Annotated in this window: 3 protein-coding genes; all 3 read right to left on the bottom strand. The window is 70.3% G+C overall.

Translation table 11 applies throughout. The annotated features are described in order from the left end of the window. Position 1: 1 nt before the first annotated feature. Genes ACNQS7_RS09055 through ACNQS7_RS09045 form a run of 3 tightly spaced genes read right to left on the bottom strand, consistent with a single transcriptional unit; the run spans position 2 to position 15,917 of the window. Positions 2-4,357, bottom strand: a complete 4,356-nt coding sequence (locus ACNQS7_RS09055; protein ID WP_418012292.1) for a type I polyketide synthase — start codon at positions 4,355-4,357, stop codon at positions 2-4. Further along, a complete protein-coding gene (locus ACNQS7_RS09050; RefSeq protein WP_418012291.1) occupies positions 4,354-9,732 on the bottom strand; it encodes a type I polyketide synthase in 5,379 nt (1,792 codons plus the stop codon). Before ACNQS7_RS09050 ends, ACNQS7_RS09055 begins: the two co-directional genes overlap by 4 nt. Beyond that, positions 9,732-15,917: an SDR family NAD(P)-dependent oxidoreductase gene (locus ACNQS7_RS09045; protein ID WP_418015939.1), complete on the bottom strand. Its 6,186-nt coding sequence runs from the start codon at positions 15,915-15,917 to the stop codon at positions 9,732-9,734. The genes ACNQS7_RS09050 and ACNQS7_RS09045 overlap by 1 nt, the downstream gene beginning before the upstream one ends. Positions 15,918-15,930 lie beyond the last annotated feature (13 nt).

The raw sequence follows: 15,930 nt of genomic DNA, 5'->3' as shown, positions 1-15,930 counted from the left end.
CTCAGTCAAAGCTCGACAGGTCCACCAGGGCGCCCGCCTCGGCCACGCCGGTCATCTCGCTGTCCAGCTGCTCGGCGGCGATACCCTCCTGGATCAGCTCGCTCAGTGACTCCGGGAAGGTTCGCGCCAGGGCCTGCACCGTGTCCGCCGTGATCCGCCGGGAGTCGTACCACCAGTCGAGATGGGTGGAGCCGGCGAACCGGTACACACGCACCTCGAGAGCGTGGCCGAGTCCCGGGATGGTCTCGCGCACCGGCATGGTTACGTCGGGCTCGAACTGCACCGGCGCGTCGACGGGCGGGAGCTCGGGAATCGTACCGGCATAGCGGAAGTGGATGTCCGGCGTGCGCTGGGCGCCGAAAGTGCGTCCGGTCGGCGCATAGAGGTAGCGCAGCAGCCCGTACCCGATGCCGTAGTGCGGCACGGCTTTCAGCGTGTTGTGCACGGCGTCGAGTTGCTCGACCACCGCCGAGCCTTCGCCGCCGGCGCAGGCCAGCGGCACCGGGTAATAAGTCGTGCACCAACCGGCGGTGCGGCGCAGGTCGACGTCCGGGCGCAGCACCGAGCGACCTTCGCCCTCGAGTTCGACGGCGACTACCCCCTCGCCGACCGTCCGGGCGATGGTGCGGCCCAGCGCGGCGAGCAGAATCTCCTGAATCGAGCGGCGGAACCGGCGCCGGGCGTCGTCGAGTTCGGAGGTCTGCCCGACGTCGAGGGTGCCCGACAGCTTGACCAGGTCGGCGCCGGTCGGCGGCGTCGCCGCCGGCTCCGCCAGCCAGCGGGTCACCTTGGCGGCGTTGTCGATCCAGAAGTGCCGGGTGTCCAGCGCCGCCGGATGCGTGGCGAGCGCTGCCATCCGCTGCGACCATTCCCGCCAGCCGGTGGCCGGCGGTTCCAGCGTGATCTCACCACCCGCCAGATGCTGGCCGAAGGCGATGACGATATCGCTGCCCAGGATCTGATGTGAGGCGGTGTCGGCGACCATTGCGTGCACGCCCAGCCCCAGGTAGTTCGGGCCGCCCGAGGGGTCGGTGATGTGCACCGCGATCAACGGCACGGTCGAATCGCTCTGCTCGGCAATCACTTCGGCCAGCACTGCGTAGGGCTCGCTGCCGTCGGTCACCGACCGGGTCACCAGGGCCGTGAAGTCCGCGGGCGGGCCGATGTGCTGTTCCCAGACGCCGTCGTTGTCGACCAGCCGCAGCCGCAGCGCGTCATGGTGGTTGGACACCGCGGTCAAAACCGTCCGGATGTCGTCCGGGCTGACCTTCGGGTCCAGTCGCAGGATCAGCGGCACCCGCCAGCGCCCACCGTCATGCAGTCCGTGTTCGAGGAAGTACGTGGTGTTCGGCAGCATCGCTGGGTTCGATTGCGGCTCAGGCGCTTTGGCCAGGCCGCTGGCGGCGAAGGCGGCATCCACGGCGGCGGTGAGCGACGCCAGCGTGGGGTGCTCGTAGAGATCCTGCGGGGTGATGCTCAAGCCTTCGTTCGAGGCGGTCATCGCGATGCTGATCGCCATCAGCGAATCACCGCCGAGGTCGAAGAAATTGGCGTTCGGGTCGATCGAGGGCACCCCGAGGCACTGCTGCCACACCCGTTGCAGGGTGATTGCGGTCTGCGTCGGGCCGCTCGCCTCGACGGGCACTTCGGTGTGGGGGCCGACCGCAGCACCGTTCACGGGTGCCGGCTCCCAGGCGGTGCGCTGCGGCTCGATCCAATGCCGTTGACGCGCAAACGGATAGCCGGGCAGCGAGACCAGCCGCGGCGGCACCGGGTGCCTGGGGGACCAGTCGACGTCCACACCGGCCGACCACAGTTCACCGAGTGCGCGCAGGAAGGTGTCGCGATCGTCGGCCTGCTGGATGGGGTGGCGCATCAGCCGGACGGAGCGGTTGCCGCCCGACCACCTCGGGTGCCGGATCGCCGAACCTGTCAGGCTGCCGCCGGGGCCGACTTCGACCAGGATCCGGTTCGGGACGGACAGTACCGTATCCAGCTCGTCGGCGAACCGGATGGTGGAACTGATCTGGCGGGTCCAGGTGTCCGGGTCGGTGGCCTGCTCGTCCGTCAGCCAGGTCCCGGTGAGGTTGCTCAGCAGCCGGGTATCGGGAGTCTTCAACTGCCGGCCACCCAGGAATTCCCGGAATTCAGCTAGCATGCCGTCCATCTGGCTGGTGTGGAAGGCGTGGGTGGCGCGCACCCGTCGCACCGGAACGCCGTGCTCGCCCAGACGTTGGGTGAAGGCGCGGATCGCGTCCTTGGGCCCGGCGACCACACAGTTGCCCGGGTCGTTGACCGCGGAGACCTCTGCCCCCGGTACCAGGTGCTGGGCGACATCGACCGGGCTGAGCGCGACCGCGACCATGGCGCCGGGGGGAGATTCGTGCATCAGCCGCGCGCGCAGCGACACCGTCTTGACCGCGGTCTGCAGATCGAAGACGCCGGCCAGCGTGGCCGCGATGTATTCGCCAGTGCTGTAACCGATGTAGGAGCCGGCGCGCACGCCGTAGCTGTCGACCAGCTTGGCCAGCGCGTACTCGACGGTGAACAGCGCGGGCTGGGAGCGGTCGATGCGCTCCAGATCGGCTGTGCTGCCGGCAAATATCGCCTCGTGCAGATCCAGGCCCAGTTCCGTCTGGAAGGCCGTGGCGCAGGCGTCGAAGTGTTCGGCGAAGACGGGTTCGGTGTCGTACAGCCCTTTTGCCATGCCGGGGTGCTGGGCGCCCTGGCCGGGGAACAGGAACACGACCTGGTCGGTGGTTGCGCTGTCGGAGGGGGACTCGCCGACGAAGACGTTGTCGTGCTCGGCGGCGCGCAGCAGGGTGACCGCCTGGGCCCGGTCGGCGGCGACGGCGGCCATGGTGACGTGGTGTCTGCGGCGGCCGGCCAGCGTGTGGGCGACGTCGGCGAGGGACGGGGCGTTCGGGCGCTCCAGCGCGGTGGCCAGGGCCGTCCGCGCCTCGCCGAGGGCTTCGGCGGTGCGCGCCGAGAGCAGCAACACCTGCGGCCCCTCGGGTGCGGACTGCGCCGCCACCTCCGGCGCCTCCTCGACCACCAAGTGGGCGTTGGTGCCGCCGATGCCGAACGAGCTCACCCCGGCCCGGCGGATACCGTCGGATTCCCAAGCGCCGTAGCGGCTTTGCACGGTGAACGGTGTCTCGTCGAGGTGCAGTTCCGGGTTGGGGCTGGTGTAGTGCAGGGTCGCCGGGATCGCCTTGTTCTTCAGACACAGGATGGTCTTGATGAGCGCCGCGATTCCGGCGGCGACTTCGAGGTGGCCGATGTTGGACTTGACCGAGCCGATCACACACGGTGCCGACCGCGGTTGCTCGGACGCCTCGAATGCCGTCCGCAATCCCTGGATTTCAATGGGGTCGCCCAACGGCGTTCCGGTGCCATGGGTTTCGACGTAGCCGATGGTCGAGGCGTCGACGTCGGAGACGGCGTGGGCTTCGGCGATGCAGTCCGCCTGCGCCGACGCGCTGGGTGCCGCGAAGCCCATTTTCGCCGAGCCGTCGTTGTTGATCGCCGATCCGCGGATGACGGCGTGGATCCGGTCGCCGGCGTCGAGGGCGGCCTGCAGCGGTTTGAGCACCACCAGGCCGACACCGCTGCCGAAGACGGTGCCGTCGGCGCGCACGTCGAAGGGCCGGCAGTGCCCGACCGCGGACAGCATCTGGCCCGGCGAATGCCAGTATCCGACATGGTGTGGGACGCAGAGGGATACGCCACCGGCCAGCGCCATGTCGCATTCGCCGGACAGCAGGCTCATGCAGGCCAGGTGCACCGCCACCAATGACGACGAGCACGCCGTCTGCACCGCGAGGCTGGGTCCGCGCAGGTTGAACTGGTGCGAGATCCGGGTGGCCAGAAAGTCCTTGTCGTTCTGCAGGAACATGCTGAGCTGGTCCCAGTTCAGGCCCTCGGCCAGCACGGCGTTCGGGTCCTGGTGCGACAGCAGGTTGTGCAGCAGATAGCCACTGGGAGAGCTGGTCCCGTACACGCCGATGGACCCGTCATAGCGGGCCGGATCGACACCGGCGTCTTCGAGTGCGTGCCAGGCGCACTGCAGGAACAACCGGTGCTGCGGGTCCAGGGACCGGGCGACCAGCGGCGGGAAGCCGAAGAAGTCGGCGTCGAACTCGTCGACGCCGTCGACGATCGGCGCGCGCCGGACGTAAGACGGGTTCGCCAATGCCTTATCGCTGATGCCGGCGTCGCGCAGTTGCTGCTCGGAGAGGGTGACGATGGATTCCTTGCCGCGCCGCAGGTTGTCCCAGAACGCCGACACGTTATTGGCGCCCGGGAACCGGCCGGCCATGCCGACCACCGCGATCGCGTTGTCGGGAATGCTCACTGGTTCGGTCCTCCATGTAGTTCAGAACGGTTGCGTCGCCGCTGTGCGGCTCCTTGTCGCGCCGCCGCGCGCTGCTGAGCGCGGTCGCGGACGGTGGTACTCGTTTCGGTGGCCGGTTCGGGGCTCGACAGCCCGAGTTGGCGCATCAGGTCGGCGGTCAGGTCGTGCAGCGTGGCACCCTGCAGCAGCAACGCCACCGGCGGCTCGGCGCCGAAGTCGGCGCGGGCGGTGTTGCGGATCCGCACGGCCATCAGCGAATCCATGCCGAGATCGAGCAATGGCAGGCCGGGGTCGACGGCGGATTTGTCCGCGTACCCCATCACCGCCGCGATCCGGGACCGCAGTAGGTCGGTCATCACGCGGGCGGCCTCGGCCGGGTCCAGCTCGTGCAGCGAGTCGGGTCCGGCCCAATCGTCTCCGCCCCCGGCGGCTTCCAGTTCCCGCACCACGGCCGAGAAGAAGTCGTGGTTGCGGATTTCGGGAAAGGCGATCAGTGCCCGGTCCGCGCGCAGGCGCGCGACACCGGTGTGGCTACGGTCGCTGGACAGCAACGATTCCATGGCCGCGAGTCCCTCGGCCGGCGTGATCGGGTCCAGCACGCTGCCGGCCAGGGTGCGGGCCATGCCGACATCCGACCACGGACCCCAGTTGATCACCGCGGCCGGCAGTCCGGCCGCCTTGCGTGCGGCGACCAGTGCGTCCAGCCACGCGTTCGCGCACGCGTAGGCACCCTGCCCGGGTGCGCCGAGCAGCGCGGCGGTCGAGGAGAAGCCGACCCACCAGTCCAGCGGGCGGCCTGCGCTGGCCTGGTGAAGCCGTTGTGCGCCAATGGCTTTCGGTGCCCAGACACGGTCGAGGCTGTCCTTGCTCATCGAGTACACCAGGGCGTCGTCGATCACGGCGGCCGAGTGCAGGATGCCGCGCAGCTGCCGGTCGCCGTCCTCGGCCGTCGCGACAAGTTGTTCCGCCACCCCGGGCGTCGCGACATCGCCGAGGACGACCACGATTTCGGCGCGGCCCTCCAGTTCGGCCAGGACCTTGCGTTGTTCCTCGCCGGGCTCGCTGCGGCCGTTGAGGACGACCCGGCCCGCGCCCCGGTCGACCAGCCAGCGCGCCACCACCAGGCCCAGGCCGCCGAGGCCGCCGGTGATGATGTAACTGGCACCAGGCCGCACGACCGGATTGGCCTGGGCGCCATCGAGGGTAGCCCGGGTGAGCTGTTCGACGTAGCGGTGCTCACCGCGGTGCGCGATGACGGTGGTGAGAAGGTCGGTGTCGGGCGCGCTGAGTTCGGCGGTCAACGCGCCGCTGCCTGCGTCGTCGAGATCGACCAAAGTGGCGCTCAATTCGGGATGCTCGTAGGCCAACACCCGGATCAGGCCTTTCAGCGCGCCGACCGAGGGTTGCCCGGCTTCACCGTCCGCGACCACCAGGCCGCCGCGGCTGACCAGCCACAGTCGCGGCGGTTCGCCGTGCCAGCCGCCGACGATGGCGCGGACCACGGTGCTGATCGACCAGACCAGATCGCGAGCCCCGGTCACGTCGGCGGCGTCCTCGACGAAGACGACGACACCGGCGGGTGGGTGTACGGGGTCGCCCGCGGTTTCGGCGAATGCGGCCAGCATCGCGGGTTCGTCGTCGAGATCCGCGGTGAGCACCCGGTGCTCTTCGGAGCGCCAAGCGGCGGCGAATTCCTCAGCGCGGGCCCGGGTCGCGTCGGTGGCCAGCAGCAGCCAACTGCCCGGTGCCGGCGTGGCGGCTTCGCCCCCGAGCGGCTGTTCCACCCATGCGGCTTCGAAGATCTTCTGCCCCAGCGGCAGTGGCACGCTGCGTCGCTCCACCGACCGCAGGAAGATGTCGTTGACCTCCGCGGTCACGTTGCCGGCGGCGTCCATCAGCACGATCCGGCCGAGCTTGCCGGTGCCGCCCGCGTCGAGGCTGGTGAGGGTCGCGCGGCAGCGGGCGTAGCGCCCGGGGTTGCCGTATACCCGCAGGCTTTCGAAAGAGACCGGCAAATAGGTGGATGCGCTGCCGGCCTCATCCGAAGGCATCGCCGCGGCGAGGCTCTGCAACGCGGCGTCCAGCAGGGCGGGATGGATGCGGTAACCGGGGTGTCGAGGCGCCTGGTCGGGCAGGGTGATCTCGGTTTCCACCGAGCCGTCCGACAACCGGTCGATCCGGGTCAGACCGGCGAAGGCCGGGCCGTAGTGCAGTCCCGCCTGGCGCAGCAGCGCGTAGAAGTCGGCCGGTGCCACCGAGGTCTGGGATTGTCCGGTGGCGGGCACCGGTCCGGGGCCGGCCTGCGTCGGCTCCACCTTGGCCAGGGCGTGCCGGGTCCAGTCACCACCGGATGTGCGGGAATGGATCTCGATGCGAATCTTGCTGTCGCCGTTGCGGATCAACTGTGTGGTCAGCTGGGTGTGCTTGTCCAGGGTGAGCATCTGCTCAACCTCGAGCTGGTTGACCGCCAGGCTGTCGACGGGTACTCCCAACCCGTCGCTGGCCGCGGCCAACGCGATCTCGGCGTACCCGGCGGCCGGCATGATGGGCTGTCCGAACACGCGGTGGTCGGCGAGCCAGCCGGAGACGTCGGTGCCGACGTCGGCCTGCCAGACGTGGTCACGGCTGGACGGCACCTCGACGTGCAGGCCCAGCAGCGGGTGGTGCAGCACCAGGTCGGCCATCGACGAACGGTCCTGCACCCAGAACTGCTCGTGCTGCCAGGCCGTGGTGGGGATATCGGCCAGCCGGCCGCCGGTACTGATCGGCGGGTTCTTGGCGACCTGCGCGAGCTGGGTGCGGAAGGTCACCGTGTCGTCGGTGTCGCGCGCCAGGGTGCCGACCGCGCGGTACTCAGGGCTGTCGAGGGTTTCGGTGATCGCTTGCGTCAGCAGCGGGTGGGCGCTGACCTCGATGAAGGTGTGATGCTGCTCGCCGGCCAGCGCGATGCCCTGCTGGAAATGCACCGGGTTGCGCATGTTGACGGCCCAGTGCTCCGCGTCGAAAAGGGCGGTGGTGTCGGTGCTTTCGTAGGTGGTGGAGATGATCGGGATGCTCGGGGTGCGCGGCTGCAGGTCGGCCAGTTCGGCGCGCATCGCCGGCTGCAACGCGTCCATGGCCGGATTGTGCGGGGCCACTTCAATATTGACCCGGCTGGCGAAGCGGTCCCGGGCCCGTACTCGGGTGATCAGTTCGTCGATCTGCCCGGTGGGCCCGGAGATCACGGTCTGGCGCGGTGAGTTGTAGATGCCCAGCGTCACCTGCGGATAGTCGGCGGTCAGCGCCTCGGTGGCCGCGGCGTCGAGTTCCAGCAGCGCCATGGCGCCCTGCCCGGACAACGGCGCCATCAACCGGGCGCGGGTCGCCGTCACCCGCAATCCCTCGGCGGGGGTGAGGGCTCCGGCGACCACCGCGGCGGCCACCTCGCCCATCGAGTGCCCGATCACCAGATCCGGCTCCACCCCGTAGGAACGCCACAATGCGGTCAGCGCCAACTGGATGCCGATCAGGCCCAACTGGATCTGCTCGATCCCCACCAGTTCCCGGCCCTCGGCCAGCACGTCCTGCAGCGAGAAACCCGCCTGCTCGACGAACACGGGCTCCAGTTCGGCGACGGCAGCGGCGAAACCCGGTTCGTCGGTGAGCAATTGGCGGCCCATGCCGGCCCACTGCGAGCCCCGCCCGGAGTAGACGAACACCGTGCCGGGACCGGATGCGCCGTTCTGGGGGCCGACCACACCCGGCGCCGGTTTGCCGGCGGCCAGCGCGCGCAGCCCGGCGACGGCCTGGGCGCGCTCGCGGGCCACCACGGCGCCGAACCGCGCGTGCCGGGCCCGGTGGTGGCTGAGGGTGTGCGCGACGTCGGCCAGGGACACGTCAGCGCCGTCCATCCAGTCCGCCAGCGCGCCCGCCGCGGCGGCCACCCGTTGCGGCGTCTTTCCGGATACCACCAGCGTCGACACCTCGGGGTCGTTGCCCGCGGGGGCCGCAACGACTTTCGGCGCCTGCTCGATCACCACATGCGAGTTGGTTCCGCTGAGCCCGAACGAGGACACGGCGGCGCGGCGCGGGCCGGAGGCGTCGGGCCACGGCGTGCCCTCGGTCGGCACGAACAGCCGGGTCGAGGACGCGTCGATGGCCGGGTTCCACCGGGTGAAGTGCAGGTTGCGTGGAATGTAGCCGTGTTCGACGGCCAGGATCGCCTTGATCAGCCCCGCGATTCCAGCCGCCGCTTCCAGGTGGCCGAGGTTGGTCTTCACCGCTCCGAGCGCGCAGCGGCCCTCGCCCCGTCCGTAGGTGGCCGACAGCGACTCGAACTCGATCGGGTCGCCCAAAATGGTGCCGGTGCCGTGCGCTTCGACGTAGTGCACGCTCTCGGCGGTCACCTCGGCCTGCTTGAGCGCGGTGGTGATGACGTCGCGCTGGGCCAAGGCGTTCGGCGCGGTCATGCCGTTGGACCGGCCGTCCTGGTTGATCGCCGATCCGCGGATCAGCGCCAGTACCCGGTCGCCGTCGCGGGTGGCGTCGGACAACCGTTTGAGCACCACCACGCCGCAGCCCTCGCCGCGGGTGAAGCCATCGGCCATGGCGTCGAAGGCCTTCGAGCGTCCGGTCGGCGACAGCGCCGACCACTTCGACACCGCGATCGCGGCGAACGGCGACAGCGCCAACTGCACCCCGCCCGCCAGTGCCACATCGCTTTCCCGCAACCGCAGCGACTGGCAGGCCAGGTGCACCGCGACCAGCGACGAGGAACATGCGGTGTCCACCGCGACCGCCGGGCCGCGCAGCCCGAGCAGGTAGGCGATGCGGCCCACGGCGGCGGCGTGCGGGGTGCCGGTGGACAGGTAGGCGTCGATCTCGGCGCGACGCTCGATGTTGACGATGGTGTAGTCCCACGTCGAGAGCCCCATAATCGCGGCGGTCCGGCTGCCGCTGAGCGAATCCGGTGCCAGTCCGGCGTGTTCCAGCGACTCCCAGGCCACCTCGAGCAGGACCCGGTGCTGCGGGTCCATCGCGGCGGCCTCGCGCGGGGTGATGCCGAAGAAATCCGCGTCGAATCCCGCGACGTCGTCGATGAACCCGCCCCACTTGGTGGTCATCTTGCCCGGGGTCTCCGGGTCGGGGTCGTAGAAGGCGTCGCCGTCCCAGCGGTCGGCGGGTACCTCCCGGATGGTGTCCCGGCCGTCCAGTAGCAGTTGCCAGAAGTCCTGCGGCCCATTGACATTGCCGGGCAGCCGGCAGCCCATGCCGATCACCGCGATCGGCTCGGCGACGTCGGTGGGAAATGCCGTGCCCGCACGCACCAGTTCACGCGCGAGGACTTCGCGGGCCTTGGGAGACATTTGGGCGGCGCGTTCGGCCAGACTCGTCATTACTCCGCGCCTTCCGTCGCCGCTTCCAGCTCACTGGCCGCAACCAGGTCAGACAGCAGATCCAGTTCCTCGTCCGATAATTCGGGCTCTTCCTCGGTGCTCCCGGCGTCGGTGGCTTCCGACTCGTAACCCAGCCGCTCACACAGGGCGCCGGCCAGGTCGGTGATGGTCGGGTAGGCCCAGACCAGGGCCACCGGCAGGGTGGTGCCCAGGCTCGCCTCCAACCGGTTGCGCAGTTCCAGGGCCATCAGGGAGTCCAGACCCAGCGACTCCATCGGCCGGTCGTGGTCGATCGGGTCGGTCGAGCGCAGCACCGCCCGGATCTCGTCGGCGATGGCCGTCGCGAGCCGGCCCGGGCGCTCGGCGGGATCGGTCGCGTCCAGTTCGGCGCGGATACGGCCACCGCCGGTGCGCTGCTCGAGGGTGATCGACTCCTGCAGGGTGGCGAACAGTGACGATCCCGCCGCGGCGGGGAAGGATTGAAACCACTGCCGCGCGTCGAGCGCGAACACACCGGTGCGGGCCCGGTCCGCCGACACCACCAGCTCCATCGCGGCCAGCCCCTGCGCCGGGGTGATCATCGAGACGCCCAAGTCGGCGAAGAACTGAGCCCGGCCCACCTCGGCCCAAGGGCCCCAGTTGATTCCGGTCGCGGGCAGCCCCAACGACCGGCGGTAGGCGACCAGTCCGTCGATCCAGGAGTTCGCTGAGGCGTAGGAGCCCTGACCCGGCGCGCCGACCAGTGCGGAGACCGACGAGAACGACACCCACCAGTCCAGGTCGGCATGCTTGGTCGCTTCGTGCAGCCACCAGCCGCCGGCCACCTTCGGGGCGAACACCCGCGCCGACGCCGAGTCGGAGATGTTGAGCACGATCTCGTCGGCCAGCACCATCGCGCTGTGCACCACGCCGGCCAGCCGGAAGCCGGCGTCGCCGACCGCGGCCACCAGGCGCCGCGAGGTTTCGGGGTCGGCGAGGTCGCCGGTCACCACCTCGACGCGGGCGCCCGCGCCGTTGAGGTCGTCGATCGCGGCCTGCACCTGTGCGCCGGGCGCCGAACGTCCGTTCAGCACAACGAGTCCCGCACCCTGTTCGGCGAGCCAGCGGGCGGTGACGAAGCCGAGACCGCCCAAGCCGCCGACGACCACATACCCGCCGTCCGGACGGACCAGGGGCAGGGCCGGCCGTGGCGCCAGTGCCGGGACGCTGCCGGTCTGCGGTATCGAGATGGCGACGCGGCCGGTGTGGTCGCCCGATCTCAGCAGCCGCAATGCCTCGTCCGCGTGATCGAGGGCGAACTCGGAGACCGGCAGCGGCGTCAAGCGGCCCGTGACGGCATGCCGCAGGACCTCTTCGAGGTAGCCGCGGTAGCGCGCGGGCTGCGGGCGCACGACCGCAAAGGACGCGTCGCGGGCCAGCCCGCTCAGATCGATCGCGCTGTCGGTCCGGCCCAGCTGGAGGAACCGACCACCCGGGGCGAGCAGCCGCAGGCCCGTCCGAATCGACTCTCCGGGAGACGAATTGAGAACGACGTCCACGGATTCCTCAGGTGCGGCGGTGAACACCTGAGCGCCCATCATGGTGGCGATGGCGGCGGCCGCCAGGTCCACACCGTCACCGCTGCGGTGAATCAGCACCTTCTCGCCGGCCGCAATCTGCCCGACCGTGCACAGCGCATGCCATGCCGTCAGATAGGGCAGCCCGAAGCCGGCCTCCTGCGTATCCGACAGAGTCTCGGGCACGGGTACGACGAGGTCGGCGCCGGTGGTCAGGTAGGAGCCGGTTGCGGTGGATCCGAATGCGATGACGCGCCGGCCGGTCTCCGGCCCGCGAACCACCACCCCGAGGCATTCGGCGACGTCGCCGTCGTCGTTCAGCAGAGCGGTGAGAACGCGGACCTCGACCTGGCCGTCGGCCGGTTCGGTGCGCCCGGCCGCGTACGCCTGCAGGCCGCCGTCGAGCGCGAACGCGCCGCCGGCATCGAGATCGACTGTGATGAAACGATTTTCCGGGATCAGCTCACCGGATAGCAGCGGCGTGGGCACCAGGCGGCTCACATACCGTTGCCCGGCGCGCAGTGCGACCTCGTCCTGAACTGAGACGTCCTGATCGGAGCCCGCCAGCAGTTCATCGACCAGACCCGCGAGCGGTTGCATGCCGTCCGGGTCGACGTCGACCAACGTGGTCTTCAGCTCGGGGTGCTCGAAATTCAGCACGCGGGCGATGCCGCGAAGTTGCGTCTGTGCCAGGGTGACCGACTCGGTGGGATCCAGCTGTTGCGCCCCGCGCGTCACGATCCACAACCGAGGGCTGTTGCGGGCACCCACGCGCGACACCGCCCGCACGATGTCTGCGACGCGCAGCGTGCGGGTGTGCGCCAGGTCGAGCTGGGTCTGGGTGGGCTCGGCTTCGTCAGACGCGCGGGGCGGGCAGACCAGCACGATGCCGTCCCACGTGGTGTCGCGCTGACCGATCGCGGCCCGCATGGCCTCGTCGTCGGAAACCACGTCGCACCGGCCGATGCGGCCGGTCAGCTCGGACCGCAGCCCGGCGGTCAGGTCATCGGAGCCGACCAGCAACAGCGCCGCGGGCGCGTCGGCCCCCGTCTCCAGCGCCGCGGGCCGCCATTCCACCGAGAACAGGCGATTGCCGAGTTCCCTTGCACCGCTGGGCGATCGCAGCACCGCCATCTCGACGCGGTCGATCTCCAGGACGGGGCGTTCGTCTTCGTCGAGCAACAGCACCCGGCCGGCCAACCGGTCCGGCGTGCCGGTCGGGGCGAGGGACGCGACCGCGGTCGCGCCGTTCACCACGTCGCCGTGCACCCGGACCCCGGCGAAGCCCACCGGCAGCACGATCGCCTGCTGGCCACCGGTGGTCAGCTCGGTGGCGGGCGCGGTGGCGCCGAGCGCCTGCATCGCGATGTCCATCATCACCGGATGCAGCAGAAACTTCCGGGCGCCGGCCTTCGCCGCAGCCGGCAATTGCACCCGCGCGTGAGCGGCGCCGGACGGCGACACCGACAACCCGACGATGCCCTGGAACGCCGGACCGTGCTGTTGCCCGGCGGCACGCAGCCGTTGATACAGCTCCCCGGGATCGAGCGCGGTCGCGCCTTCGGCGGATTCCGGCGGCTCCGGCGGGGCCGGCTCTGCGGGCACCAACGTGGCGGAGGCGTGTTTGATCCATCCGGAACTGGCGCTGCGAGTGCGGATTTCGACCCGGCAGGACTGTTCGTCGCCGGTGAGCGTGGTGGCGATCACCGTGCTGTCGGTGACGTGCATCAGCTGATCGAGGGTGAGTTCGCGGATCATCCAGGGCGCGCCGGCGAAGGTGTCGGTCGCCGCGGCCAGCGCGATGTCCGCATACGCGGCCCCGGGAAGCACGCACACGTCGTCCACGCAGTGGTCGCCCAGCCAGAGCAGATCGGGGCTGATCGCGCACTCCCACACGCGGGTGCCGTTGGTGGGGTCGTGCACGCCGACGCCGAGTAGGGGATGGCCGTGAGCTCCGGTGGTCGAGCCGGCGTCGATCCAGTGCCGGGTGTGCTGCCAGGGCGTGCCCGGCAGCAGCGGGTGCGGTTCGGGCGGGTGCGGTGTGTCGGGCGGGCGGGCGCCGTGCGTGGCGTTGAGGTTGCTGTGGAAAGTGACCGTGTCGTCAGTGTCGCGCTGCAGGGTGCCTAACACGCGCGCGCCCGCTTCGCCCAGGGTGTCGGTGATGGCGTAGGTGAGCAGCGGGTGCGGGCTGACTTCGATGAAGGTGTGCTGGTGCTGCGCGGCCAGGCTGATGGCCTGGTGAAACCGAACCGGGTTGCGCAGGTTGGCGGCCCAGTAGTCGGCGTCCAGCAGCGCCGGCGTCGGTCCCTGGATGGCGGTGGTCAGCATCGGGATAGCCGGCGCTTCAGGTGCGAGACCGGCCAGCGTGCAACGCAATTCGGGCAGAATCGGGTCGATGATGGGGTGGTGGGAGGCGACGTCGACGTCGATGCGCCGCGCCAGCAGGTCCTTGGCCGCGACCGCGGCGATCACCGCATCGACCTGATCCGGGGGTCCGGCGATCACCGACTGGCGCGGTGAGGCGTGCACCGCCAGGGTCAGCGCCGGATGGTCGGCGATCGCGGCCGCGGTGTCGGACGCGTCGAGTTCCAGCAGCGCCATCGCGCCCTGTCCGGCCAGTGCCGCCATCAGCCGCGAGCGGGTCGCGATCACCTTCAGCCCGTCGGCGGGGGAGAGCGCGCCGGCCACCACGGCCGCCGACACCTCACCCATCGAGTGCCCGATCACCGCGTCGGGTTTCACCCCGTAGTGCCGCCACAGCGCGGTGAGCGCGAGCTGAATGCCGACCAGCACCGGCTGGATGTTCTCGATGCCCACCACCTCGCGGCTGCCGGCCAGGGTCTGCTCCAGCGAAAAACCAACCTGCGCAAGGAAATCCGGCTCCAGGTCGGCGACGGCGGCGGCGAACGCGGGCTCGTCGGCCAGCAGTTGGCGGCCCATGCCGATCCACTGTGAACCCTGACCGGAGTAGACGAACACGGTGCCCGGCCCGACGGACCCGTCATTGCAGACCGGGTCGGCCGCCAGTGCGCGCAATCCCGCGACGGCTTGCGCCCGGTCCCGGGCCACCACGGTGCCGAACCTGACCTGCCGCGCGCGGTGGTGGTTGAGGGTGTGCGCGACGTCGGCCGGCGTCAAGTCGGCGCCCGGCCCTTCCCACCAGTCCGCCAGGGCCGCCGCGGTGGCCGCGACCCGCTGCGGGGTCTTGCCCGAGACCACCAGGGTGGAGACGGGCGGTTGCGGGGCAGGTTGCGGCGCAACCGGATCGGGTGCCTGCTCGAGCACCACATGCGCGTTGGTGCCACTGACACCGAACGAGGACACCCCGGCGCGGCGCGGGCGCTCGGTCCCCGGCCAGTCCATGCCCTCGGCGGCGATGGCGAGCCGGGACACCCCGTCGCTGACGTGCGGTGTCAGCTGCCGGAAGTTCAGGTGCCGGGGGATGTGCCGGTGGCCCAGTGCCAGCACGGTTTTGATGAATCCGGCGATGCCGGCCGCCGCCTCGAGGTGGCCCAGGTTGGTTTTCACCGAGCCCAACACCAGCGGTTGCCGGCCGTCGCGGTCGCTGAAAACCTTGCTCAGCGAGTCGAGTTCGATCGGGTCGCCCAGCGGCGTCCCGGTGCCGTGCGCCTCGACGTAGTCGATGTCGGCGGGCGCCAGCTTGGCCGAGGTCAGCGCTTTGCGCAGCAGCGCCTGCTGCGCGGGGCCGTTGGGCACCGTCACGCCGCTGCTGGCGCCGTCCTGGTTGACCGCCGAACCGCGGACCACGGCCATGATCCGGTTGCCATCGCGCTGCGCGTCGGCCAGCCGTTTGAGCACCACCATCCCGGCGCCCTCGCTGCGCACGTATCCGTCGGCGGTGGCGTCGAAGGTCTTGCACTGGCCCTCCGGGGACAACATGCCCCACCGTGAGCAGGCGATGCTCGGTCCCGGGCTCAGCAGCAGGTTGGTGCCGCCGACCAGCGCCATGTCGCTCTCCCGGGACCGCAGACTCTGCGACGCCAGGTGAATCGCCACCAGCGAGGACGAACAGGCGGTGTCGATGACGACCGCGGGCCCCTGTGCGCCAAGGAAATACGCCAGCCGGCCGGCGGTGAAGTTCAGCGCGTTGCCGGTCGGGATGTAGGCGTCGAGGTCCTCGGGCCGCAACTGGCCGGCCAGGGTGACCATGTAGTCGTATGAGGTGACGCCGACGAAGACGGACGTCTGGGTGCCGCGAATGGTGTGCGGCGCAACGCCGGAGTTCTCCAGCGACTCCCAGGCAACTTCGAGGAGCAACCGCTGTTGCGGGTCCATCGCCGCGGCCTCGCGCGGCGAGATGGCGAAGAACTCGGCGTCGAACTCCTCCGGTTGCCAGCCGGTGAGGAAGCCGCCCTCGCGACTGCAGATGGTGCCGGGCACGGTGTAGTCGTCGGTGTAGAAGGCGTCGGCGTCCCAGCGCTCATCGGGCACACGGATGATGCCACTGCGCCCGTCGCGCAACAGGTCCCAGAACTCGTCCGGGTTGCTCACACCGCCGGGGAAGCGGCAGCCGATGCCGATGACGGCGATCGGCTCGCTGTTGGCCGCTTCGGCGATCTCGAGGCGTGCGGTGAGATCGTCGATCTTGCGCAGCGCCTCGGTGATGATCGCCCGGCGGTCC

This window comes from Mycobacterium sp. 23, from assembly GCF_048287075.1.
Lineage (GTDB): Bacteria > Actinomycetota > Actinomycetes > Mycobacteriales > Mycobacteriaceae > Mycobacterium > Mycobacterium gordonae_B.
The sequence above is the reverse complement of the archived record's forward strand: the minus strand, read 5'-3'. Positions and strand labels throughout refer to the sequence as shown.

Excerpts from the sequence above, each read along its gene's own strand:
- ACNQS7_RS09050 (WP_418012291.1), bottom strand. The coding sequence starts at position 9,732 with ATGACGAGTCTGGCCGAACGCGCCGCCCAAATGTCTCCCAAGGCCCGC.